Origin of the sequence: Falsibacillus pallidus, assembly GCF_003350505.1 — a bacterium.
In the GTDB taxonomy this organism is placed as follows: domain Bacteria; phylum Bacillota; class Bacilli; order Bacillales; family DSM-25281; genus Falsibacillus; species Falsibacillus pallidus.
In genome coordinates this window covers 159,319-185,280 of record NZ_QQAY01000001.1, presented here as the reverse complement: position 1 = coordinate 185,280, position 25,962 = coordinate 159,319, and the positions used below count along the sequence as shown (strand labels likewise).

The following is a 25,962-nucleotide window of genomic DNA, read 5'->3' as shown; positions in this document are numbered from 1 at the left end:
GATTCCCTCACGCTGGCCTGTTCAAATGCATCTCAAAACACCCTCATCTTAAAATGAGGGTGTTTTTTTATAAAGGGAGAGGAGCGAAAGCATGAAGAACCGTCACTTATGTTCGATGGAGGACCTTAGTACAGTGGATATAATGGAAATTCTTCACCAGGCGCAACAATTCTCAAGGGGAGAAAATTGGGAACCTGAGAGAAAGGCATTTGCTGCCAATCTCTTTTTTGAAGCAAGTACACGAACGAAATGCAGCTTTGAAATGGCGGAGAGGAAGCTTGGCCTGGATGTGATTCCTTTCGATGCGGATCAATCAAGCATCCAAAAAGGAGAAACGCTTTACGATACAGCGAAAACATTGGAAGCCATCGGTGTTGACTGCCTTGTCATCCGCCACGGAAAAGATCACTTTTATGAAGAACTGTTAGAAAATGTACATATCCCAATCATTAATGGCGGGGATGGATGCCGACAGCACCCTACACAGTGTTTGTTGGATCTATACACGATTTGGCAGGAATTTGGGAAGTTTGAAGGAATCAAAGTCACCATTGCAGGAGATATCCGCCATAGCCGTGTAGCAAGATCAAATGCTGCAGCTCTAAAAAAATTGGGGGCTGAAGTCACATTCTCTGGACCGAAGGAATGGTTTGAAGAAGATTATTTCAAAGCCGGAAGATTGGTTGAAATCGATGAAGCTGTGAAAGAAACGGATGTGATGATGCTTCTGCGCATCCAGCATGAACGACATGGATCGCCTGCAAGTACAGATGCCGCCAGATATCACAAAGAATTCGGACTTACGATCGACCGCGAGAAAAAAATGAAAGAAGAAAGTATCATCCTTCATCCAGCACCGGTTAATCGAGGGGTGGAAATCGATACTTCACTTGTTGAATGCGAACGGTCGAGAATCTTTAAACAGATGGAAAATGGCGTCTATATCCGGATGGCTGTATTGAAGAGGGCTTTGGAAGAAACCAAACGAAGGAGTGGGGAATATGTCTGATTTAATTATTAGAAACGGTGAGCTATTAACAATTGATGGGACTTTTGAAAAAACAGATATTAGGATCCAAAACGGATTGATTGCGGAAATCGGTTCTGAGCTTTTGAATAATGGAGAAAAAGAATGGGATGCAAATGGCCAGCTCCTTTCTCCGGGATTTGTCGACCTGCATGTTCATTTGCGGGAACCGGGTGGAGAAAAGAAAGAAACGATAGAAACAGGAACCCTCGCAGCAGCAAAGGGAGGATTCACAACGATTGCCGCAATGCCAAATACAAGGCCGGTGCCTGACAGTCCTGAAACAATGAAGCAGCTGATGGAGCGGATCGAGGAGAAAGCCCATGTAAGAGTCCTTCCGTATGCAGCCATAACGGAAAGGCAGCTGGGACGGAACTTGACGGATTTTGAAGCGCTCAAGCGAGAAGGGGCATTTGCATTTACAGATGATGGAGTAGGCGTCCAGACAGCCGGACAAATGTTCGAAGCGATGAAGAAAGCAGCTGAAATTGGCAAGGCTGTCGTGGCGCACTGTGAAGATAACTCATTGATCTATGGCGGTGCCGTGCATGATGGGAAATTTTCAAGGGAGAGTGGAATCCCAGGCATTCCTTCTATATGTGAATCGGTCCATATTGCAAGGGATGTTCTACTTGCAGAAGCTGCGGGGTGCCACTACCATGTCTGCCATATCTCGACAAAAGAATCTGTACGTGTCGTGAGGGATGCAAAAAAAGCCGGAATCCGGGTGACAGCTGAAGTGACCCCGCATCATCTTCTCTTGAATGAGGAAGATATTCCAGGGGATGATGCAATGTTCAAGATGAACCCGCCGCTAAGGAGCAAAGAGGATCAAGATGCACTGATTGAAGGATTGATGGATGGAACGATTGATTTCATCGCAACCGACCATGCTCCACATACAGATGAGGAAAAATCAGAAGGAATGAGACTTGCGCCTTTCGGAATTGTCGGACTTGAAACTGCTTTTCCTCTACTTTACACCAACCTGGTTAAAAAAGGAAAATGCACTTTGGTTCAGTTGATAGATTGGATGACAAAGAAGCCGGCAGAGGCATTCAACCTTTCATTTGGGAAAATGGAGATTGGTCTGCCTGCTGATATTGTTGTGCTGGATCTGGATAAAGAAGCAAGGATTAATCCGGAGGAATTCCAATCAAAGGGTAAAAATACGCCATTTGCAGAATGGGTCTGCAAAGGCTGGCCGACAGCAACGTTTTTTAATGGAAATTTAGTATGGAATGAAGGGAGAGTCAACGCATGAAAAGACAACTAATCTTAGAAGATGGAACAGTGATGGTAGGAGAGGCATTTGGAAGTGAAAAGGACTCCACTGGTGAGGTTGTATTTAATACAGGAATGACAGGCTATCAGGAAATATTGACTGATCCCTCCTACTGCGGGCAGATTGTTGCCTTGACATATCCCCTGATCGGAAATTATGGAGTAAACCGGGACGATTTTGAATCCGTTCAACCTTCTGTCAAAGGTTTCATTGTAAGAGAGGCTGCAGATTTTCCATCGAACTGGCGGAGCGAAATGAGCATCGATGAGTATCTCAAACTAAAGGACATCCCGGGAATAACCGGTATTGATACAAGGAAATTAACGAGAATCATCAGGAAATACGGGACATTGAAGGGCATCATTTGCAATATGGAGGTTTCAGTGGAAGAAGTCGTCGAGAAACTGAAAATGACCGGACTACCTAATGATCAAGTGAAACAGGTCTCTGTAAAAAGTTCATACAGGAGTCCAGGCAGGGGTAAAAGGATTGTTTTGGTCGACTTTGGAATGAAGCAGGGAATTTTAAGGGAATTAAATAAGAGGGATTGTGATGTAGTGGTTGTCCCATACAATACGCCTGCGAAGGATATTCTGTCACTCAGCCCGGATGGCATCATGCTTTCGAATGGACCAGGGGATCCAAAAGATGTACAGGAAGGCATCGAGATGATCAAGGAAATTCTCGGGAAGATCCCGATGTTCGGCATCTGCCTGGGGCACCAGCTCTTTGCACTCGCTTGCGGAGGAGATACTTTCAAAATGAAATTCGGCCATAGGGGCTCTAATCACCCAGTAAAAGATCTTGAAACAGGGAAAGTGGCCATTACATCTCAAAATCATGGATACTCTGTGAAAGAGGATTCCCTCTTGACTACGCCGTTGAAAGTCACACACCTAGCCATCAATGATGGATCTGTAGAAGGATTGAAACATGAAAATTATCCGGCATTCACCGTTCAATACCATCCTGAAGCTTCTCCAGGGCCGGATGATGCCAATTATTTATTCGACCAATTCATGGATATGATTGAGATCAACAAGAGAGAGGAGATTCAACATGCCTAAACGCCAAGATATTAAGAGCATATTAGTGATAGGATCCGGTCCGATTATCATTGGGCAAGCAGCAGAATTTGACTATGCAGGCACACAGGCCTGCCTGGCTTTAAAAGAAGAGGGGTACCGGGTAGTGCTCGTAAACTCCAATCCTGCCACCATCATGACAGATACAGAAATTGCTGATGCAGTCTATATTGAACCGCTTACGCTTGAATTTGTCAGCAGGATCATCCGCAAAGAAAGACCGGATGCACTTCTACCGACTCTAGGCGGCCAGACAGGATTGAACATGGCAGTTGAATTAGCGGACTCCGGTGTTCTTGAAGAATGTGGAGTGGAGATTCTCGGAACGAAGTTGGATGCGATCCAACAAGCGGAAGACCGGGATTTATTCCGCAGACTGATGAATGAACTGAATGAACCTGTCCCGGAAAGTGAAATCATTCACTCCCTGGCAGAAGCTTATACATTTGTAGAAAGAATCGGGTATCCTGTCATCGTCCGACCGGCATTTACATTAGGCGGTACAGGCGGGGGGATTTGTGAAACAGAAGAGGATTTGATTGAAATTGTATCAAGCGGCCTGAAAAACAGCCCCGTCTCCCAATGCCTTCTCGAAAAGAGCATCGCTGGATTTAAAGAGATAGAATACGAGGTTATGAGAGACTCGAATGACCACGCCATCGTTGTCTGCAATATGGAAAACATCGATCCCGTCGGTATCCACACAGGTGATTCCATCGTAGTGGCACCGAGTCAGACATTAAGCGACAGGGAATATCAAATGCTTCGCAACACTTCACTGAAGATCATCCGCGCCCTTGGCATTGAAGGGGGATGCAACGTTCAGCTGGCCCTTGATCCGGATAGTTTTGACTACTATATCATCGAGGTCAATCCGCGAGTCAGCCGTTCATCTGCGCTTGCTTCAAAAGCGACAGGCTATCCGATCGCGAAGCTGGCAGCCAAAATTGCTGTAGGGCTTTCACTGGATGAAATGATAAACCCTGTCACAGGGAAAACATACGCTTCTTTTGAACCGGCATTGGATTATGTCGTATCCAAAATCCCTAGATGGCCGTTCGATAAATTTGAATCAGCTAAACGAAACCTGGGAACTCAGATGAAAGCAACAGGCGAAGTCATGGCAATCGGCAGAAACTTTGAAGAATCCATCCTGAAAGCGATCCGGTCCTTGGAAAGCGGGGTCAATCATCTTGAACTTCCGAATCCGTTGGGTGCAACAGATGAGCTTATCGAAAAAAGAATCAGAAAAGCAGGAGACGAACGATTATTCTATATCGGTGAGGCTCTGAGAAGAGGCATAACAATCCATCAAATTCACGACTGGAGTAAAATCGATCTTTTCTTCCTCCATAAATTCAACAAGATCATTCAATTAGAGAAAAAGGTAAGCGAGAACCGCAGAAATAAAGAAGTGGCAATCGAAGCTAAAAAAATGGGATTCTCAGATTATATCCTGGCAAAGCTTTGGGATTGCTCCGAACTTGACGTCTATGAATGGAGAAAAAAAGAAAGCATCCTGCCTGTCTATAAAATGGTCGATACTTGTGCAGCGGAATTTGAATCGGAAACGCCGTACTATTATGGAACGTATGAAGAAGAAAATGAATCGCTTGTCACAGACAGAAAAAAAATTGTCGTTCTTGGGTCTGGTCCGATACGCATCGGCCAGGGTGTAGAGTTCGACTATGCAACTGTCCATTCAGTCTGGGCAATCAGAGAAGCAGGCTATGAAGCGATCATCATCAACAATAACCCCGAAACTGTATCAACGGATTTCAGCATATCTGACAAACTTTATTTTGAGCCGTTGACCATTGAAGATGTCATGCATGTCATCGATCAAGAGCAGCCTGAAGGGGTTGTCGTCCAATTCGGAGGGCAAACAGCCATCAACCTGGCTGATGGTTTAATCAAAAGAGGTGTCAAGATACTGGGCACTTCGCTTGAGGACATCGACAGGGCAGAAAACAGGGATAAATTCGAACAGACCCTTTCTCAGCTGGGGATTCCGCAGCCGCTTGGAAAAACAGCTTTCTCTGTTGAAGAAGCAGCAGCCATCGCCTGTGAGATCGGCTACCCTGTCCTTGTCAGGCCGTCCTATGTTCTTGGAGGAAGAGCGATGGAAATCGTCTATGAAGAAAAAGAACTCCTCCATTACATGAAAAACGCAGTCAAGGTGAATCCTGAACATCCCGTTTTAATAGACCGATACTTGATCGGAAAAGAAATAGAAGTGGATGCCATCTCAGATGGGGAAACGGTTGTAATTCCGGGGATCATGGAACATATCGAGCGGGCCGGCGTACACTCGGGCGATTCAATAGCCGTCTATCCTCCTCAGCAGCTTGATGAAGGAATGAAAGAGAAGATTGCTGACTTTACGGTGAGGCTGGCAAAAGGATTGAAAATCATTGGGCTCCTGAATATCCAATACGTTATCTCAAAAGGCGAATTATATGTGTTGGAAGTAAATCCACGGTCGAGCAGGACTGTACCATTCTTAAGCAAGATCACCAATGTGAAGATGGCTAATCTTGCAACAAAAGCGATATTAGGAGAATCATTGAATTCTCTTGGGTTTGAAACAGGTTTGGTTCCTGAAAGTAAAGGTGTCTATGTTAAAGTACCGGTATTCTCTTTTGCGAAGCTTAGAAGGGTCGATATCACACTCGGACCAGAGATGAAATCAACAGGAGAAGTTATGGGGAAAGACCTTACATTGGAAAAAGCTCTGTACAAGGGCCTCGTAGCTGCCGGTTTGAAAATGAAGGACCACGGTGCAGTACTGATGACCATTGCCGATAAAGATAAGGAAGAAGCACTTGAATTGGCAAAACGATTTGTCAATATCGGCTATCAGCTTATTGCCACAAGCGGAACGGCAGATTATCTGCAAAAAGCATCACTTCCTGTGACAGTGGTGGATAAAGTAGATGCTGAGAACCATAACCTTCTCGATGTCATTCGAAATGGAAAAGCGCAGCTTGTCATCAATACTTTGACAAAAGGAAAGCAGCCGCAGCGGGACGGATTCAGGATCAGAAGGGAGTCTGTTGAAAACGGTGTTCCATGTATGACTTCTCTTGATACAGCAGAAGCAATTTTAAGAGTGATAGAATCCATGACATTTTCAGCAGAACCCATGCAGCAGTCATATGCCGGCGAAAAGGTGATGTACGTATGATCCGAAAAGAAAAAATGACGGTCGTTTCCCAAAAGATGATCGCTGAAAATATTTATGAAATGATCTTGCATGGGGAATTGGTTTCCGAAATGGATAACCCCGGACAATTTGTGCATGTGAAGGCAGAAGAAGGAATCGATCCATTGTTGAGAAGACCGATCAGTATATCCAGCATCGATAAAAAAAACAATGCATTTACAATGATTTACAGGACAGAAGGAAAAGGTACAAAGCGGCTTGCACAAAAAAATGAAGGGGACTCAGTGGATGTGCTGGGCCCTCTTGGGAATGGATTTCCCATCCTCCCCCATCACAAAGGAAAAAGGGCTCTCCTTGTGGGAGGCGGAATCGGGGTGCCTCCACTTTATGAACTATCAAAAAGATTAGTAGAAAACAAGATGGAAGTCGTGCATGTACTTGGTTTTCAAACGGAATCATCTTCCTTCTATATGGAGGAGTTTGCAAGTCTCGGCCATGCCTATGCAGCGACTGTAGACGGATCTTTAGGAACAAAAGGATTTGTCACATCGATAATAGATGATATGGATGGTGAATTCGATGTCCTTTATGCTTGCGGACCCATCCCTATGCTTAGAGCGCTTGAACAAAGGTTCAGCGATATCGAAGCATACCTTTCCCTTGAACAGCGGATGGGCTGTGGAATAGGGGCTTGCTTTGCCTGTGTCTGCCCTGTACAAGGCGATGAATCAGGGACGGAATATAGAAAGGTTTGCAGTGATGGACCAGTATTTCCAGTAGGGGAGGTTGTGCTATGAACGGTTTGTCAATCGAATTGCCAGGAATGCAGCTTAAAAATCCTATCATGCCGGCATCCGGGTGCTTCGGATTTGGCCGTGAGTTCAGCCAGCTTTATGATTTGAACCAGCTTGGGGCAATCATGATCAAAGCTGTCACGACTGAGCCGAGATTCGGGAATCCCACGCCCAGAGTGGCAGAGACGGATGCCGGAATGCTTAATGCGATTGGGCTCCAGAATCCCGGTCTTCAAAAAGTCATGAACGAGGAACTTCCATGGCTGGATCAATTTGACGTGCCGATCATCGCAAATGTGGCAGGATCGATGATGGAAGACTATGTCAACGTGGCCCGGGAGGTTTCAACCTCACCGAATGTAAAAGCGCTGGAATTGAATATTTCCTGTCCCAATGTAAAGACAGGCGGTATAGCATTCGGGACGGATCCCTCAATTGCAAAGGAATTAACAAAGAAAGTAAAGGAAGTTTCATCTGTCCCTGTATACGTCAAACTCTCCCCAAACGTAGCCAACATCGTAGAGATGGCAAAGGCAGTGGAAGATGGCGGAGCAGATGGACTTACGATGATCAACACCCTCATCGGCATGAGGATGGACCTTAAGACCGCTAAACCGATATTAGCCAATAAAACAGGCGGATTATCCGGTCCTGCAATCAAACCGGTGGCGATCCGGATGATTTATGAAGTCAGCCAGCATGTAAATGTGCCGATCATCGGCATGGGAGGAATACAAAGTGCGGAAGATGTGATTGAATTCTTCTATGCCGGAGCAAGTGCAGTAGCTGTAGGGACCGCCAATTTTGTGGATCCTTTCGCATGCCCTGGAATCATTGAAGAGCTGCCTGGATTGCTCCAGGATATCGGGGTGGATCATATTTCTGAATTGACAGGAAGGAGCTGGGGGAAGGTTGATCAAAAAACCTATCATCGCGCTTGATTTTTCTACAAAAAAAGAGGCTGTTCAGTTCCTCGACATCTTTGAAGGGGAATCTTTATATGTAAAAGTCGGAATGGAACTATTTTATCAAACCGGTGCAGAAATCATAGAAATTATTAAAGAACGCGACCATCAGTTATTTTTGGATCTGAAGCTTCATGATATCCCCAATACTGTCAAAAAAGCAATGAAAGGGCTGGCTGGACTTGGAGTAGATATGCTCAATGTACATGCTGCAGGCGGCCGTGAAATGATGGAAGCAGCCATGGAAGGGCTGGCTGCAGGAACACCCTCCGGAGGGGTAGTCCCGAAATTGATTGCTGTCACACAGTTGACCAGTACTTCTGAAAAGCAAATGCAATCAGAGCAGCTGATTCCTGCGACATTGGATGAGTCAGTGATTCATTATGCCAAATTAGCCCATTGTGCAGGACTTGACGGCGTAGTCTGTTCTGCATTCGAGGCCGAAAAGATCAAAAAAGCAACAAATGAATCATTTATCTGTGTAACCCCTGGAATCCGTTTAAAAGGGATGAATGCTCAGGATCAAAAGAGAGTCATGACCCCGCTTGGTGCAAGGATGCACGGTTCATCTGCGATTGTAGCCGGGAGGGCGGTCACTGCGTCAAAACATCCACTGAATACGTATCGAATGATTGCTAACGAATGGGAGGCTGTATATTCATGAAAGAATACTTTGCAGAACAGCTGTTAAAAGTAAATGCTGTATCATTAAAACCAGATAATCCTTTTACGTGGTCATCAGGCTTGCGTTCCCCGATATACTGCGACAACCGCCTTACAATGTCTTATCCCAAATTGCGAAATGAGATTGCAAAGGGTATGGCGCAGATCATTAAAGACAAATATCCAGGGGCGGATTTAATTGCAGGAACCGCAACGGCAGGTATTCCCCACGCTGCCTGGGTGAGCCAAATTCTTGAGCTTCCGATGTGCTATGTCCGTTCAAAGGCAAAAGGGCATGGGAAAGGGAATCAAATCGAGGGGAAAGCTGAAAAGGGCCAGAAGGCGGTTGTTATTGAGGATCTTATTTCAACAGGCGGTAGTGTAATAACAGCGGTGCGCGCACTTAGAGAAGCTGGCTGTGAAGTAGTGGGTGTTGTCTCAATCTTTACATACGAACTTTCAAAGGGACGCGAGGAATTAAAAAAAGAAGAAATTGAACATCAATCATTGACGGATTATTCCACATTGCTGGAAGAAGCTTTAAACCTGGGGAATATTGATGAAAATGACCTGGGGACATTGAATGAATGGAAAAAGGATCCTGCTGCATGGAGTGCGTCATTATAATATCTAATAAAATAGAAAACAGCGGTCCCATTTATTTGGCCGCTGTTTTCTTGATTTTATTTTAATCTTTCAAAGAAAGAACCTTATCTGCGTCTGGGGTGACATATACTGTCTGCTGATGATCGTAAATGACGAAGCCTGGTTTTGCACCGCTTGGTTTTTTGACATGGCGCACCAGAGTATAGTCAACCGGGACGGAACTGGATTCTTTCGCTTTGCTGAAATAAGCTGCAAGTACAGCTGCTTCAAGAATTGTTGATTCAGACGGTTCTTTGCTTCTAATCACCACATGAGATCCCGGGATATCCTTCGTGTGCAGCCATAATTCATCCCGTGCAGCAACCTTATTTGTAAGGTAGTCATTCTGCTTATTATTTTTGCCTACCAGGATTTCCGTTCCATCCGTGGAGCAGTATTTTTCTAAAGTTGGCTTCAGGTTTTTTTTCTTTACGCCTTTTTTCTGTTTAATCCGCAAATATCCTTCTTCAGACAACTCTTCCCTAATCTCTTCAATATCCTTAGGGGATGCTGACTCTATTTGTTGGATCAGCCCTTCAAAGTATTCTATTTCCAGATGAGCTTTTTCAATTTGCTCCTGAACGGCGATGACAGCTTTCTTTGCCTTCTGATATTTTGAAAAATACAGCTGGGCATTTTCTGAAGGAGACTTCAGAGGATCGAGCGGAATAGTGGCCATTGCGCCGTTTTCGTCGTAATAGTTGACTACATCGATTTCTGTCATTCCTTTTTGCAGAGCAAACATATTTGCTGTAAGGAGTTCGCCAAATAACTGATACTGATCCGCATTTTCAGCCTCTTTTAATGTCTGCTTCAATTTTTCGATTTTCAGGATATTTTTATCCCGTTCATTTTTCATCAACCGTTCAAGGTCATGTCCCTGCTGCTTCACCCTGTCTCTTTCTGCTTTTCCGAAATAAAAACGGTCGAGCAGTTCGCTTAAAGAATCGAATTCCTTAGATTCACCATCCAGCCGTTCGATCGGCAGCATATAAAAAGCCTCTTTTTGATCATATTGCGTAAGAGTGGGACGGTAGGAGTGGGAACGGATTCCATCCATCAAACTTGTAAATGCTGCAGGCACCGTCTGTCGATTGGCCAGCCCTGAACGATGGATGATTTCTTTTGCAAGAAGGGGGGATACCCCTGAGAAATTTTCCACAATCTGTTTATCAAGTTTTCCGCTATTAAAATCGATTTTCTTTAAGACATCTTCCTGTGACGCTTCCAGCGGATTAGACTTGTGTTGTTCAGGGGGCAATATGTATTCCTGTCCAGGCAATATCGCTCTGTGGCTGTTTACGGCGAAAGATACGTGTTTGATGCTGTCCAGAATCATATTTCTTTCTTTATCGACCACTATGATATTGCTATGGCGGCCCATGATTTCAATGATGAGCTGCTTATTGGAGATGTCTCCGATTTCATTTCTGCCTTTAATATCGAAAACGATGATCCGGTCGAGCTCGATTTGTTTCACATCTTCTAAGATATATCCCTCAAGATGCTTTCTGAGAAGCATGCAGAACATTGGCGGTTCGCTCGGGTTATCGTAGGAATGGCTGCTCAGCTGTACACGTGCATAGGAGGGATGAGCGGATAAGAGTACTTTATGATTCTTTCCGTTTGCGCGGATGATCATGATGATTTCATTTTTATATGGCTGGTGGATTTTGTTGATCCTCCCGCCTTTGATTGTAGAGACGAGCTCATGGACCATGGCTCTAGTAAATAAACCGTCAAATGACATAAAAAAACATCCTCTGCTTCTATAAGAATTTAAACTCCAAGATGGATAGAAAGCTTACCAGCTCCAGAGTCTCTATAATCGTTCATTTAAATTATTATATCATCTTTCTGGCCAAGCCTGAATATGCTTGCTATATGGGAAGGACAACTTCTGGTTTGAAAGAGGAGAGTGAATAGGGTTAATGAAGTACCATGAGATGCGGAAAATGGACTTGGAAGGGGCTCTGAATACAGATTTTAAACAGGGATTGAAGGAAGAAGATATTAAGAAACGGCGCAGTCATTTTGGCTGGAATGAGCTTGAAGAAGGGGAAAAGCAATCGGCCATTCAGCTTTTTTTCAGCCAATTCAAGGATTTTATGGTGCTTGTCTTATTGGCTGCCACTTTGATATCAGGCCTGCTCGGTGAATATATCGATGCAATTGCCATTATTGCCATTGTATTCATCAATGGGTTTCTTGGTTTTTTTCAAGAAAGAAAAGCAGAAAAGTCCCTTAATGCTTTACGGGAGCTCTCTGCCCCTCAGGTAACTGTATTAAGGGATGGACAATGGATCAAGATTCCGTCCAAGGAAGTAATTGTCGGGGATATCATGAAGTTTGTAAGCGGGGATCGGATTGGAGCAGATGTTAGATTAATAGAAGCAAATAATTTAGAAATCGAAGAGTCTGCATTAACGGGGGAATCCTTGCCGGTATCTAAGACGACTGATGAGGTTGCCGGAGAAAATATCGGCCTTGGCGATATGGAAAATATGGCCTTCATGGGAACGATGGTCACAAGGGGGAATGGCATCGGGGTAGTGGTCTCCATTGGGATGAAAACGGCGATGGGACAGATTGCCCATATGCTTCAAAATGCAGAAACCATGGAGACGCCTCTTCAAAGGAGATTGGAGCAGCTAGGCAAGATTTTGATCACAGCTGCCTTATTTTTAACATGTTTGGTTGTGGGAATCGGCGTGATTCAAGGGCATGATCTGTATACGATGTTCCTTGCAGGGGTATCATTGGCAGTTGCAGCCATTCCGGAAGGCCTCCCTGCTATTGTTACAGTTGCACTTTCTCTTGGGGTTCAAAGAATGATCCGTATGAATGCGATCGTCAGAAAACTTCCTGCAGTTGAAACACTCGGATGTGCATCTGTCATTTGCTCTGATAAGACCGGTACAATGACTCAAAACAAAATGACCGTCACCCATATATGGAGCAGCGGGATGACTTGGCAAGTGGACGGGACAGGTTATAATCCACGAGGGGAATTTTATCAAAATGAAAAGAAGGTTTCCCCTGGCCAATCGAAAGAACTTCAGCAAATCCTTACATTCGGCTGTTTATGCAATCATTCAGCTTTAAAGGAACATGAAGATTCATTCGCACTGGATGGCGACCCAACGGAAGGAGCTTTATTAGTTGCCGCGATGAAGGCTGGCATCCATCGTGAAACTCTCTTGAATCAATTTACGATTGAGAAAGAATTTCCTTTTGACTCTTCGAGAAAAATGATGAGCATGGTCGTCAAAGATCAACAGGGCAAGCGGTATGTCATTACTAAAGGAGCACCTGATGTACTCGTTAAAATGTGCCAGTCGGTACTCTGGTCAGGAAAACTTCAATCTTTAGGAAAAGAGCATATCACGATTGTGAACAATGCCATCGACGGTCTTGCCAAACAGGCACTGCGGACAATCGCCATCGCATTCAAGCCAATTGGGGAAAATACGGTCATCCTGCATGAATCGGAAGCGGAAAAAGAATTAACGTTTTTAGGTCTCCAAGGCATGATTGATCCTCCTCGTCCAGAAGTGAAAAAAGCAGTAAAGGAATGCAGGGAAGCGGGCATCAAGACAGTGATGATAACAGGCGACCATGCTGTGACAGCAGAAGCAATCGCGAAGCAGCTTGGAATTTTGAAGGGCAACGCCAAGGTAATGGAAGGCAGCTGCCTTAATGACATGAGTGTAGAGGAATTAGAAGATATTGTAGAGGATGTAGCGGTATTTGCCCGTGTCTCGCCAGAACATAAATTAAAGATCGTCAAGGCTTTTCAAAATAAAGGCCATGTGGTCGCCATGACAGGGGATGGGGTGAATGATGCCCCAGCAATCAAGACGGCGGATATCGGTGTGTCAATGGGAATAACCGGTACGGATGTAGCAAAAGAGGCATCTGCCCTAATATTATTGGATGATAATTTTGCCACTATAAAGGCTGCGATAAAAGAAGGAAGAAACATCTATGAAAACATTCGGAAATTTATCCGATACCTCCTTGCCTCAAACGTCGGAGAAATCCTGGTCATGCTATTTGCCATGATATTGGCACTGCCTCTTCCACTTGTTCCAATTCAAATTCTATGGGTGAATCTTGTGACAGATGGCCTGCCGGCAATGGCACTTGGCCTCGATAAGCCGGAAGATGATGTGATGAGAAGGAAGCCTAGGCATCATAAAGAAGGCGTCTTTGCTAGGGGATTGGGTTGGAAGGTCGTATCAAGGGGATTTTTGATCGGTGCAGCAACGTTGATTTCCTTTATGACAATTTATCATCGTGATCCGAATCAACTGGTTTATGCGCAGACCATTGCATTTGCCACTCTTGTCCTTGCTCAATTGATCCATGTCTTTGACTGCCGAAGCGAGAAATCGATCTTCGCCCGGAATCCATTTGGCAATATGTATTTAGTATGGGCGGTTATATCATCCGTTGTATTAATGCTGGCAGTTATTTATGTACCGGGCCTTCAATCGATATTCCATACTGTTTCCATTCAGCCGCGCGATTGGATGCTGGTGATAGGGATGGCCTCCATTCCGACGTTTTTGCTGGCAGGCTCATATTATTTACAAAAAAGAGCGTGAAATATGATATAATACAAAAGGGAATAGAGGCTGCTCTATTGCCTTTTCTTTTTTTATTTTTGAAAGAAAGTAGTGATCATTATGGCTATGAGTATGACAGGTTTTGGAAGAGGACAGGCAGATTCGCCTCAATTCAAAGCTGCAGTCGAAATGAAATCTGTAAATCATCGCTTTTGTGAAATGGTCATCCGCATGCCAAGAGCTTTGATGAAATTGGAAGATAAAATAAAAAAAGAACTGTCTTCTTTTATAAGCAGGGGGAGACTCGAAATCTTTATAACAATAGAAGGCGAAGGGTTAATACAAAGGAAGTTGAGTGTTGACTGGAACCTGTTAGAGGATTATTATCAACTAGTGAATAAAATGAAAGATTCGTTTCATCTACATAACCCAATCGATCTCAAAGACTTGCTGAACCAGCCAGGATTTATCTCAATCGAAGAATCAGAACAAGAAAATACTGAGGTTGAAAATCTTATCATTTCTGCCGTAAAGGATGCATTGAATCATTTACTGGAGATGAGGAGATCCGAAGGTGCCATGCTGGAAAAAGACTTGAAAAATCTTCTGCAATCCTTTCATGTAGAATGGGAAGCTATCCAAAAAATAGCCCCATCGGTTGTGGAACACTATAAGTCCAGACTTTATAAAAAAATGGTGGAACTGACAGATGGAGAAATGGATGAATGGAGACTTGTCCAGGAAGCAGCCATTTTTGCTGATAAATCGGATATATCCGAAGAGTTGACCAGGATTTCAAGTCATCTTTCCCAATTTGCTGCCGCCCTCGATGCCAACGGAGCTATCGGGAGAAAATTGGATTTTATCATCCAGGAATTAAATCGGGAAGTGAATACGATCGGATCAAAAGCAAATCATGCAGGGATTTCAATGCATGTAGTAGAAATGAAGACTTTATTGGAAAAAATGCGCGAACAAGTTCAGAATATTGAATAGCTACTGATTAAATTGATTTTGAAAAGGCCAAACTAGATTATTGATGATCGGGGGAGCAACATGTCCATAAAATTGATTAATATCGGATTCGGGAACATTGTTTCAGCAAATCGAATTGTTTCGATTGTCAGTCCGGAATCGGCTCCAATCAAGCGGCTGATCCAGGATGCAAGGGACAGGGGTACGTTGATTGATGCCACATATGGTAGACGAACAAGAGCAGTTATCATTACGGACAGTGACCATGTCATTCTTTCAGCTGTTCAGCCTGAAACGGTCGCGCATAGGCTTGCAGACAAAGATGATATGAATGAAGAAGGGTAGGCTCAATTAAATGATTGAAAAAGGATTGCTGATTGTTCTTTCAGGCCCGTCCGGTGTTGGAAAAGGTACGGTCAGAAAAGAAATATTCTCACAGGAAAATACAAGATTTGAATACTCCATTTCTATGACGACCCGCGCACCGCGTGAAGGCGAAGTAGACGGAGTGGATTATTTCTTCAAGTCCCGCGAAGAATTTGAAGAACTCATTAAACAAGGGAAACTGCTAGAGTATGCAGAGTATGTAGGAAACTACTATGGTACACCCGTTGATTATGTGAGGGAAACGCTTGAAAAAGGCAGGGATGTATTCTTAGAGATTGAAGTGCAGGGTGCTAAGCAGGTGCGTGAAAAATTCCCAGATGGGTTATTCATATTCCTTGCTCCTCCAAGTCTAGGTGAACTTCAAAATCGAATTGTAACTCGCGGAACTGAAAGCGAAGAACTTATCAGGAACCGTATGAATGCTGCGAAAGCGGAAATAGAAATGATGGACTTATATGATTATGTAGTTGAAAATAATAAAGTAGAAATTGCTTGCGAAAAAGTCAACTCAATCGTTCAGGCGGAACATTGCCGGAGGGAAAGAGTGGAAAAAAGATATAAAAAAATGCTGGAGGTTGAATAGAATGCTATACCCATCAATCGATTCTCTTTTAACAAAAATCGACTCTAAATACTCATTAGTGACCATCGCTGCCAAAAGAGCAAGGAATCTTCAAGACAAAAGCCCGATAACACTTGATAAAACGGTTTCTCACAAGTATGTCGGCAAGGCACTTGAAGAAATACATGCCGACCATTTAACGATGAAAAAAGGAACTGAAAATTTTACTGATTGAAAACAACCTCAATGAGGTTGTTTTTCTTTTCTTTACATAATTATTCTGTATTTTAACTACCGGAATATGTGCAAAAATGCTTGGCATCATTCATAATAAAGGAAATGAATTCTAGAGTAGTCTGGGGGAAGGATTATGTTAGCAGGAAAAAAGATATTATTGTGTGTGACGGGTGGAATCGCTGTATATAAAGCAGCTGCCTTGACCAGTAAATTGACCCAAGCCGGTGCGGAAGTAAAGGTGATCATGAGTGAATCAGCTTGTGAATTTGTAGCTCCACTGACTTTCCAGGCGTTATCTCGAAACCCTGTTTATACGGATACATTTGATGAGAAAAATCCTGAAGTCATTGCACATATCGATTTAGCTGATTGGCCCGATCTCATTTTGGCTGCTCCAGCCACTGCAAATGTCATTGGGAAGATGGCGAATGGAATTGCGGACAATATGATAACTACTACACTTTTAGCGGCAAAGGCTCCTGTTTGGATTGCTCCAGCCATGAATGTCAATATGTACAGCCATCCAGCTGTTCAAAGGAATATTTCCATTCTTGACAGCTTCGGATATAAGTTCATCGAACCGAGCGAAGGATATTTAGCATGCGGCTACGTAGGGAAGGGAAGACTTGAAGAACCTGAACGAATCGTAGAATTGGTAGATGATTTTTTATCCATGGATTCAGGCAAAAAGGGAATCCTTGAAGGGGTTAAGATGATTGTTACCGCTGGGGCTACAAAAGAAAAAATGGACCCGATCCGCTATTTTACAAACCGATCAAGCGGAAAGATGGGATTTGCTGTCGCGGAACAGGCCGCAAAAGAAGGCGCTGATGTTCTTTTGGTGACAAATTCTCAACTTGAAGTCCCGAAAGGTGTCCGGACCATCCACGCTGAAAGTGCAGAAGACATGTACCAGGCAGTGATGGCCAATGCAAATGAGGCTGACGTAATCATCAAAAGTGCAGCGGTAGCAGATTATCGTCCAAAGAAAATATACGATCAAAAAATGAAAAAACAAGAAGGGGACTTGATCGTTGAGTTCGAACGGACAAAAGATATTCTCATGGAACTTGGCCGAACAAAAGAGCATCAATTCCTTGTGGGATTCGCAGCAGAAACTGAAAATATCGATCACTATGCACAAAAGAAACTTCAAAATAAGAATGCAGACATGATCGTCGCTAATGATGTTTCTCATGAAGGGGCCGGTTTTCAGGGGGACACGAATATTGTAACCATATATAAAAAAGATGGTTCTAAGACTGAGCTTCCATTGATGTCTAAGCAGGATGTTGCACACCATCTGATAAAAGAAATTGCCGAAGCGATGAAAGAGGTTCGATAACTGTGCAAATTGCAAATGTCATCGTAGATGTTCCTGCCATGCAGACCGATCGTACATTTGATTATCTTATACCTGAAAAATGGGAAGGGAGCATCATGCCTGGAATGAGGGTTATTGTTCCTTTTGGCCCGAGAAAAATCCAAGGGTATGTCACGGGGATTAAATCATCATCGGATTTTTCAAAACTGAAGCAGATAGAAGAACCATTGGATTTATATCCTGTATTGAATGAAGAACTCTTGGAGCTCGGCCGCTGGCTGACTGAAAAAACCCTTAGCTTTAAAGTATCTGTGTATCAGGCGATGCTCCCTGCTGCGATGAAAGCGAAATATGAAAAAATCATATCCGTTATTCATCCTGAAAAGATATCTAAAGAATTAATCGGGCTTTTTAATGGAAAGCAAGAAATCAATTGGAAAGATATTGAAGATCAGAATCTATTGAAACTCATCCAGCAAGAGGCAAAACATCAAAACGTTGAAATCATCTATGAAGTTAAAAGTAAAGCCAGAAAGAAAACAATTAGGGAAATTTCGTGCAGGGTAGATGGGAAGGAACTTAATGAATATATGGAATCACTTCCATCAAACGCTGTAAAACAAAAAGAACTGCTGAAATTGTTCACGGATGACCCTAGTACTTTTATGCCCATCCAAGAAATTTATGAAAAATCAGGTGCATCAGCGGCGACAGTCAGGACCCTCGTAGAAAAAGGAATACTAATAGAACAGCAGAAGGAAGTTTATAGGGACCCTTTTGAAAACAGAGAGTTTAAAAAAACGAGTCCTTTTTCCCTTACATATGAGCAAACAGAAGCAATTAAGCCCATACTGGCATCGATTGAAGAAAATCTTCATAAAACATTCCTGCTTTATGGGGTGACCGGCAGCGGGAAAACAGAGGTTTACCTTCAATCGATTCAAAGGGTCCTAGATAAAGGAAAGGAAGCCATAGTACTGGTTCCTGAAATATCATTGACACCCCAGATGGTCAATCGTTTTAAAGGGAGATTCGGACATAAAGTGGCTGTCCTTCACAGCGGACTTTCGATAGGGGAAAAATACGATGAGTGGCGGAAAATCCTCAGGAAGGAAGTAAGTGTAGTGGTAGGGGCAAGATCGGCCATTTTTGCTCCCTTCGAGAACCTCGGAATCGTGATCATTGACGAGGAGCACGAAACCAGCTATAAGCAGGAAGAAAATCCACGTTATCATGCAAGGGATGTAGCCATTCACAGGGGACAGCACCACAATTGCCCGATTATATTGGGAAGTGCTACACCTTCCTTAGAAACATTTGCCCGCGCTCAAAAAAATGTCTATGAAAAATTGACACTTTCCAAAAGAATGAATCAAGGCGAGCTGCCTCACGTCGAGATTGTTGATATGAGAGAAGAGCTCAGAAACGGGAACCGTTCAATGTTCTCGACAGAGCTATTTGAAAAATTGGAAGACCGTCTCAATAAAAAAGAACAATCTGTGCTTTTTCTTAATAAGAGAGGACATTCCTCTTTCATCATGTGCAGGGACTGCGGCCTTGTTGTTCAATGTCCACACTGTGATATTTCGATGACCTATCATCGGTATTCTGAGCAGTTGAAATGCCATTATTGCAGTTATGAAGAAAGGGTGCCATCCATTTGCCCTGAATGCAGCAGCGAGCACATCCGCTATTTTGGGACAGGGACTCAGAAAGTAGAGGAAGAACTGGCGAAACTCCTGCCGGAAGCCCGTGTCATCAGGATGGATGTAGACACTACAAGCAGAAAAGGATCCCATGAAAAACTTCTCCGCCAGTTTGAGGAAGGAAAGGCGGATATCCTCCTTGGGACTCAGATGATCGCCAAAGGGCTTGATTTTCCCAATATCACGCTTGTTGGCGTCCTAAGTGCAGATACGATGCTGCATCTGCCTGATTTCAGGGCATCAGAAAAGACCTTTCAGCTTTTGACTCAAGTAAGCGGAAGGGCAGGAAGGCATGAATTAGAAGGGGAGGTCGTCATACAGACGTACACGCCTGAACATTACAGCATCCAGCTGGCGGGAGAGCAGGATTATGATAAATTTTATAACCAGGAAATGATGATGAGGAAGACAGGGGGATATCCACCTTTTTACTTCCTTGGTATCGTGAACATCAGCCATGAGGATTTGATGAAAACGGTGCAGACAGCTGAAAAGATCACCAGCTATATCCGCTCCAGACTTTCCGATCAAGCCGTCATCCTTGGGCCTTCCTCCTCTCCGATTGCCAGGATCAATAATAGATATCGGTACCAATGTTTGATAAAATACAAACGTGAACCAGGGTTGACAGAAACGTTGAAAAACGTGATTGAACACTATCAATCCCAAAGCTCAGACGGGCTGATCATATCAGCCGACATGAATCCATATATGCTAATGTAAAAAAAGGAATTATAGAAATGAGGGAACACCAGTGGCGCTGCTACCAATAGTGAAATATCCAGCTGAAATATTAGAGATGCAATGTGAAAAAGTAACAAAATTCGATGCTAACTTGCATCAACTCCTCAGAGATATGTACGAAACAATGATTGCCGCAGACGGAGTGGGGCTTGCAGCTCCGCAAGTAGGAGTAAATAAGCAAATTGCCATCGTTGATGTAGATGATGAAACAGGCATCATTGAAATGATCAATCCGGAAATCCTTGCTTCAAGTGGCGACCAGCTTGGCGTAGAAGGATGTTTAAGCTTCCCTGACATATATGGGGAAGTCAATCGTCCTTATTATGTAAAAGTCAAAGCCCAAGATCGATTTGGCAGAGAATATATTTTCGAAGCAGAAGATTTTCTTGCCAGAGCTGTACAGCATGAAATCGACCATCTGAACGGAGTCTTGTTTACTTCAAAAATTACTAGATACATCAATGAGTCAGATTTGGAAAGGTATGAAGAAGAATGACAAAAATAGTTTTTATGGGCACACCGGACTTCTCTGTCCCTGTGCTGCAGCAGATCTTAAAGGATGGATATGAAGTAATAGCCGTTGCTACACAGCCGGACCGCCCGGTTGGAAGGAAAAAAGTCATGACGCCTCCACCTGTAAAAGTAGAGGCATTAAAACATGGAATTCCAGTCATACAGCCGGAAAAGTTAAAGAATCCAGCTGAAATGGAGAAAATCTTAGAACTGAAACCGGATTTAATCGTAACCGCAGCTTTCGGTCAGATTCTTCCGAATGAAATACTTGAAGCCCCTAAATACGGCTGCATTAATGTACATGCATCGCTTTTGCCGGAATTAAGAGGCGGCGCCCCTATACATTATTCCATTCTCCAAGGGAAGGAAAAAACAGGGATCACGATTATGTATATGGCAGAGAAACTCGATGCAGGCGACATCTTGACACAGGTGGAAGTGAAAATCGAGGAAAATGATAACGTTGGCACCCTGCATGATAAATTAAGTGAAGCAGGTGCAAAGCTTCTGTCCGAGACACTGCCAAGATTGATGAACGGTGAAATCACTCCTCAGGTGCAGGATCATACAAAAGCTACTTTTGCCCCAAATATTAAGCGGGAGCAGGAGAAAATCGACTGGACTAAACCGGGTGAAGAAATCTATAACCATATCAGGGGATTAAATCCTTGGCCGGTAGCTTATACAATGCTTGATGGTGAAGTTATAAAAGTTTGGAATTCTGAAAAGAAGACGGTCAAATCAGAAGCGTCCCCGGGTGAAATCATTGAAATTAAGGATGATGGGATCGTTGTTCAAACGGGAAGCTCCACGGCCATTAAAGTGATAGAGCTTCAGCCTTCAGGCAAGAAAAAGATGACAGCAGAATCGTATTTAAGAGGGGCTGGAGCAAACAGCGCCCCTGGAATGAAATTTGGTGAATGAGTAAATGAGCAGACAAAAAAAGAACGTCAGGGCAGCAGCATTGGAGATTTTAGAAGCTGTCGAGAAAAATCAATCCTACAGCAATCTCCTGCTTAACCACAGCATTGAAAAAAACGCTCTTAAAGGGCCTGATATCGGCTTATTGACTGAATTGGTCTATGGAACCATCCAAAGAAAAATGACACTTGATTATTATTTAGATCCTTTCTTGAAAAAGAAAAACAAGCTGGATAGCTGGGTATTGAATTTGTTGAGATTGTCACTTTACCAGATCGTCTATTTGGATAAAATCCCTGAACGTGCTGCAATCTATGAGGCAGTTGAATTGGCAAAGTCAATCGGGCATAAAGGGATATCAGGAATGGTAAACGGCGTCCTGAGGTCAATCCAAAGAGAAGGTCTTCCATCTTTGGATGCAATAAAAAATCCAATTGAACGAATCTCGATTGAAACAAGCCATCCACTTTGGCTCGTTAAACGATGGGTAGATATGTTCGGTGAAGAAAAAACAAGGCGGATGTGCGAAGCCAACTTGATAGCACCCGTCCAGTCCATACGCGTCAACGAAACGAAGACGACTAGAGAGGACTTGCTGAATCGGTTGAAGGAAGAAGGATATGATGTGGAAGAAAGCCCGCTTCTATCCGAATCCATCCGGAGCTTAAAAGGGAATGTTGCGCATTCAAAAGCTTTTAAGGAAGGACTTTGCACGATTCAGGATGAGAGCTCTATGATTGTGGCTTATGCGTTGAACTTGGAGCATGGGATGCAGGTTATGGATTCATGTGCAGCACCAGGAGGGAAAACGACCCATATTGCCGAAAAACTTGACCAGTCCGGTAAAGTTGTTTCACTGGACCTTCACGAACATAAAGTGAAACTGATCCTTCAGAATGCTGAAAGACTGGGCCTTTCCAATATTGAAGGCATTACTTCCGACAGTCGCAAAGCAGGAGAAAAGTTTAAGGAAGAGAGCTTCGATCGAATCCTGGTCGATGCACCATGTTCTGGTCTTGGGGTATTAAGGCGAAAGCCGGATATTAAATATGCCAAAAAAGAGAAGGATATCGAATCACTGCAATCCATACAGCATGATATCCTTAATGCTGTAGCTCCTTTGTTAAAAAAAGGAGGAGTATTGGTGTATTCAACCTGCACGGTGGATCAATGGGAAAATGAAAATGCGGTAAAACGCTTCCTTTCAGAGAATAAAGATTTTGAACCAATGGAGTTATCAAGTATTCCAGAACCATTGAAGCCATTTGCAAATGGTTCACAAATGCAGATATTTCCTCAGGATTTTGACGGTGATGGCTTTTTCATTGCATCCCTCCGAAAAAAATCTTGATAACCGTTTTATAGTTCGGAAAATGGGAAACTCCTGATAAAAATTAGAGTTTCTCCATTTAGACGGTAAAAATCGGTTTAAAAAAGAAGGAAAAAGACATAGATGAGTAGTAAAGTAAAAACGTGGCCAATTACTAATATTGGATCTATAACACTGTTCCTGAACGAATAGAGGTTTCCTGCACCTAGAGAACAAGACTTTAACGATTAACGGATGTTAAAGAACCATGCTTACTGTATTTCCGGGTGAGCATACTTGATAAGCAGCATGTGGTCAACTTCGTGCCTAGGAGCGATCAGAAGAGACGAGGTGACGGTAATGAAAGCTGTTTTTATGACGGATACCGGCAGGGTCCGCTCTCATAATGAAGACAATGGCGGCATATTCTACAATGAATCAAATGATTTGCTTGCTGTGGTTGCAGATGGTATGGGAGGGCATAATGCTGGAGAAGTAGCAAGTGATATGACGAAAAGCATTATCAGTGAATCGTGGGGAAGTTCACATAGGATGGATACGCCGCGCGATGCTGAAACATGGTTTGCGGAAAATGTAAAATCCATTAATCACCAGCTATTTCACTATGCAAAAAGCCATCCAGAGTGTGAAGGGATGGGAACTACTCTTGTTGCAGCCATTTGCAATGATCGATTTGCGACCATTGCCAATATAGGCGACAGCCGCTGCTATATTCTGAATGATCTCGGATTGAAGCAATTGACGGATGATCATTCATTAGTCTATGAATTAGTCCGTCTTGGACAAATCTCAAAGGAAGACGCCGAACATCATCCAAGGAAAAATTGGGTGCTGAGGGCTGTTGGCACAGAAGAAAAAGTAGAAGCAGATTTTAAGACGATAACATTTGAAGAAGGGGATATACTTCTTCTTTGTTCAGATGGGCTTTCAGATAAACTATCTGAAAAGGAAATGGAAGAGATACTCCAACAACCGCTGGCATTAGAGGAAAGGGCCCAAAAAATGCTTGATATTGCAAATGAAAATGGAGGAGAAGATAATATCACTCTTATCATAATTGAATATCAAGCCGGCAGTGAAAGCAGGTGAGCATATGCTTATAGGAAAAAGAATCAGCGGCCGATATAAGATAATGCAGATGATTGGCGGCGGAGGAATGGCCAATGTTTACCTTGCAAGGGACATCATCCTTGATCGTGATGTTGCAGTAAAGATCCTGCGTCTTGATTTTGCGAATGAAGAGGAATTTATCAGACGCTTTCAAAGAGAGGCACAGGCTGCTACAAGCATTGTCCATCCTAATATCGTCAGTATTTATGACGTTGGGGAAGAAGATGATATTTATTATATCGTCATGGAATACGTCGAAGGAATGACGCTGAAGCAATACATAGCCCAAAACTATCCCATTTCCATAGAAAAATGTATGGATATTATGAAACAGTTGACTTCCGCTGTCACTCACGCCCATCAGAATCACATTGTCCACAGAGATATTAAACCCCAGAATATTCTGGTTGATTATGATGGGAATATCAAGATAACGGATTTTGGCATAGCAATGGCACTCAGTGCTACCTCCATCACTCAGACCAATTCCGTACTCGGCTCTGTTCATTATTTATCGCCTGAGCAGGCGAGGGGTGGAATGGCAACAAAAAAATCAGATATTTATTCACTTGGGATCGTGATGTTCGAATTATTTACAGGAAGGCTTCCGTTTTCAGGGGAATCAGCCGTTTCAATTGCATTAAAGCACTTGCAGTCAGAGACACCTTCGCCGAAGAGATGGAATGAACAGATCCCTCAAAGCGTAGAAAATATCATCATGAAAGCAACGGCCAAGGATCCTTTTAACCGGTATAATAGTGCTGAGGAAATGGAAGAAGATCTAGAGTCCGCACTGAATCCCGAGCGCTTGAATGAACCAAAGTTCTTCATTCCTGAGGATGACGAAGCGACAAAGGCAATTCCAGTCATTACAAATGATCATGCCTTCAGCAAACTGGATCGCACCATCATCCACAAAACGCCGGACTCTGATAGTGATGAAGGGAAAAAGACTCCGGAGGAACCAAAAAAGAAGAAATCAAAGAAAAAGTGGCCATGGATCATCGCTGTCATGCTCATCGTGATATTGGCAGGTGCTTTGGCTGCAACAGTTCTTCCAGGGGTTCTCGGGCCGAAAAAAGTAGAAGTCCCGGATGTGCAAGGCAAAACGCTCGAACAGGCAATATCCAAATTATATGAAGCAGGATTTGATCCTGGTGAAACAATCGATACACCAAGTGAAGAGGTTCCTGAAGGAAAAGTGATTAAAACCAATCCAGAGTCTGGAGATCTAGTGGTGGAAGGACGAAAAGTCGATATTTATATCTCCACTGGAAAAGAAAAAGTAACCATGGATGACTACATCGGGGAACAATTAGATCAAGTAAAGCCGATCTTGGAATCGAAGGGGTTTAAAGTTATCACGAATGAGGAATTCAGTGATGAGGATCCAGGAACCATCATCAGCCAGGATCCGGATGAAGGAGCAGAAGTGATCCCTGAGGAAACAGAAATCACCTTTACTGTGAGCAAGGGACCGGAGCAAGTTGAAATAAAGGACTTTTCCTCCTACTCTGAGAAGGCTGTAAGCGATTATGCTTCAAGTGTTGGATTGTCGGCTACCATCAAAGAAGACTACTCCGATACTGTTCCTAAGGATAAACTTATCTCGCAAGACCCAGAACCGAACACGATGGTCGCAAAAGGGTCGAGCTTCACGGTTGTATTTTCAAAAGGCAAAAAAGAACTGCCTCCTAAGCAAACTGAAAAAGAAGTCACGATAAAATATGAACCAACCCAAGAGGGCGTCCCGCAATCAGTTCAAGTATATATAGAAGATATGAATAATAAAATAACTGATGTCTACGATACATTTGAACTTACCGAAGATAGGGTCTATACAATGAAGTTCGTTATCCAGGATGGTCAAAAAGGGAAATATCAGATAGTCAGAGACGGACATGTTTACTCAGAAGGAGAAGTACCTTATCCAGAAGAATAAGCTTCCTTAA

General features: G+C 43.3%; 21 protein-coding genes. 20 read left to right on the top strand and 1 reads right to left on the bottom strand.

The window, feature by feature from the left end; translation table 11 throughout:
* Positions 1–91: 91 nt before the first annotated feature.
* The 8 genes from DFR59_RS00895 to pyrE are packed head-to-tail and all read left to right on the top strand — an operon-like array spanning position 92 to position 9,612.
* Entirely contained in the window at positions 92–1,009 is a 918-nt protein-coding gene (locus DFR59_RS00895) for an aspartate carbamoyltransferase catalytic subunit (protein WP_114743743.1), read from the top strand.
* The gene (locus DFR59_RS00890; RefSeq protein ID WP_114743742.1) at positions 1,002–2,291 is read left to right on the top strand and encodes a dihydroorotase; all 1,290 of its coding nucleotides are present in this window, start codon (positions 1,002–1,004) and stop codon (positions 2,289–2,291) included. Before DFR59_RS00895 ends, DFR59_RS00890 begins: the two co-directional genes overlap by 8 nt.
* The gene (locus DFR59_RS00885) at positions 2,288–3,379 is read left to right on the top strand and encodes a carbamoyl phosphate synthase small subunit (RefSeq protein ID WP_114743741.1); all 1,092 of its coding nucleotides are present in this window, start codon (positions 2,288–2,290) and stop codon (positions 3,377–3,379) included. Before DFR59_RS00890 ends, DFR59_RS00885 begins: the two co-directional genes overlap by 4 nt.
* Complete coding sequence (gene carB / locus DFR59_RS00880) at positions 3,372–6,584, top strand: carbamoyl-phosphate synthase large subunit (RefSeq protein WP_114743740.1); 3,213 nt, start codon at positions 3,372–3,374, stop codon at positions 6,582–6,584. The genes DFR59_RS00885 and carB overlap by 8 nt, the downstream gene beginning before the upstream one ends.
* Positions 6,581–7,360: a dihydroorotate dehydrogenase electron transfer subunit gene (locus DFR59_RS00875; protein WP_114743739.1), complete on the top strand. Its 780-nt coding sequence runs from the start codon at positions 6,581–6,583 to the stop codon at positions 7,358–7,360. Before carB ends, DFR59_RS00875 begins: the two co-directional genes overlap by 4 nt.
* Positions 7,357–8,298, top strand: a complete 942-nt coding sequence (locus DFR59_RS00870) for a dihydroorotate dehydrogenase (RefSeq protein WP_114743738.1) — start codon at positions 7,357–7,359, stop codon at positions 8,296–8,298. The genes DFR59_RS00875 and DFR59_RS00870 overlap by 4 nt, the downstream gene beginning before the upstream one ends.
* Complete coding sequence (gene pyrF / locus DFR59_RS00865) at positions 8,273–8,986, top strand: orotidine-5'-phosphate decarboxylase (protein WP_281269334.1); 714 nt, start codon at positions 8,273–8,275, stop codon at positions 8,984–8,986. The genes DFR59_RS00870 and pyrF overlap by 26 nt, the downstream gene beginning before the upstream one ends.
* Positions 8,983–9,612, top strand: coding sequence for an orotate phosphoribosyltransferase (gene pyrE / locus DFR59_RS00860; RefSeq protein ID WP_114743736.1), 630 nt, complete (start codon positions 8,983–8,985; stop codon positions 9,610–9,612). Before pyrF ends, pyrE begins: the two co-directional genes overlap by 4 nt.
* Before the next feature lie 61 nt (positions 9,613–9,673).
* Here pyrE and DFR59_RS00855 read toward each other — a convergent pair whose 3' ends face one another.
* Positions 9,674–11,380, bottom strand: coding sequence for an Rqc2 family fibronectin-binding protein (locus DFR59_RS00855; RefSeq protein ID WP_114743735.1), 1,707 nt, complete (start codon positions 11,378–11,380; stop codon positions 9,674–9,676).
* A gap of 181 nt (positions 11,381–11,561) precedes the next feature.
* On the opposite strand from DFR59_RS00855, the gene DFR59_RS00850 reads away from it, so the two are divergent.
* From DFR59_RS00850 to pknB, 12 genes are all read left to right on the top strand, one after another.
* The gene (locus DFR59_RS00850; RefSeq protein WP_114743734.1) at positions 11,562–14,240 is read left to right on the top strand and encodes a cation-translocating P-type ATPase; all 2,679 of its coding nucleotides are present in this window, start codon (positions 11,562–11,564) and stop codon (positions 14,238–14,240) included.
* An 81-nt stretch (positions 14,241–14,321) separates the two neighbouring features.
* Positions 14,322–15,197 (top strand): YicC/YloC family endoribonuclease, encoded by an 876-nt coding sequence (locus tag DFR59_RS00845; RefSeq protein WP_114743733.1) that lies wholly within the window; start codon positions 14,322–14,324, stop codon positions 15,195–15,197.
* A 60-nt stretch (positions 15,198–15,257) separates the two neighbouring features.
* Positions 15,258–15,521, top strand: a complete 264-nt coding sequence (gene remA, locus DFR59_RS00840; RefSeq protein ID WP_114743732.1) for an extracellular matrix/biofilm regulator RemA — start codon at positions 15,258–15,260, stop codon at positions 15,519–15,521.
* A gap of 10 nt (positions 15,522–15,531) precedes the next feature.
* The gene (gene gmk, locus DFR59_RS00835; protein ID WP_114743731.1) at positions 15,532–16,146 is read left to right on the top strand and encodes a guanylate kinase; all 615 of its coding nucleotides are present in this window, start codon (positions 15,532–15,534) and stop codon (positions 16,144–16,146) included.
* Position 16,147: 1 nt separating this feature from the next.
* Positions 16,148–16,360: a DNA-directed RNA polymerase subunit omega gene (rpoZ, locus tag DFR59_RS00830; RefSeq protein WP_114743730.1), complete on the top strand. Its 213-nt coding sequence runs from the start codon at positions 16,148–16,150 to the stop codon at positions 16,358–16,360.
* Between the two features lie 135 nt (positions 16,361–16,495).
* Positions 16,496–17,707, top strand: a complete 1,212-nt coding sequence (gene coaBC / locus DFR59_RS00825; protein ID WP_114743729.1) for a bifunctional phosphopantothenoylcysteine decarboxylase/phosphopantothenate--cysteine ligase CoaBC — start codon at positions 16,496–16,498, stop codon at positions 17,705–17,707.
* A gap of 2 nt (positions 17,708–17,709) precedes the next feature.
* Positions 17,710–20,115, top strand: a complete 2,406-nt coding sequence (gene priA, locus DFR59_RS00820) for a primosomal protein N' (RefSeq protein WP_114743728.1) — start codon at positions 17,710–17,712, stop codon at positions 20,113–20,115.
* A gap of 31 nt (positions 20,116–20,146) precedes the next feature.
* Positions 20,147–20,632 carry a peptide deformylase gene (gene def / locus DFR59_RS00815; protein WP_114743727.1) on the top strand — a complete coding sequence of 162 codons (486 nt, stop codon included), beginning with the start codon at positions 20,147–20,149 and terminating at the stop codon, positions 20,630–20,632.
* On the top strand, positions 20,629–21,573 hold the full coding sequence (gene fmt / locus DFR59_RS00810) for a methionyl-tRNA formyltransferase (protein WP_114743726.1): 945 nt from the start codon (positions 20,629–20,631) through the stop codon (positions 21,571–21,573). The genes def and fmt overlap by 4 nt, the downstream gene beginning before the upstream one ends.
* Before the next feature lie 4 nt (positions 21,574–21,577).
* On the top strand, positions 21,578–22,921 hold the full coding sequence (gene rsmB, locus DFR59_RS00805; protein ID WP_114743725.1) for a 16S rRNA (cytosine(967)-C(5))-methyltransferase RsmB: 1,344 nt from the start codon (positions 21,578–21,580) through the stop codon (positions 22,919–22,921).
* Between the two features lie 318 nt (positions 22,922–23,239).
* Complete coding sequence (locus tag DFR59_RS00800) at positions 23,240–23,989, top strand: Stp1/IreP family PP2C-type Ser/Thr phosphatase (protein WP_114743724.1); 750 nt, start codon at positions 23,240–23,242, stop codon at positions 23,987–23,989.
* Between the two features lie 4 nt (positions 23,990–23,993).
* Entirely contained in the window at positions 23,994–25,952 is a 1,959-nt protein-coding gene (gene pknB, locus DFR59_RS00795; RefSeq protein WP_114744226.1) for a Stk1 family PASTA domain-containing Ser/Thr kinase, read from the top strand.
* The last annotated feature ends 10 nt before the right edge of the window (positions 25,953–25,962 follow it).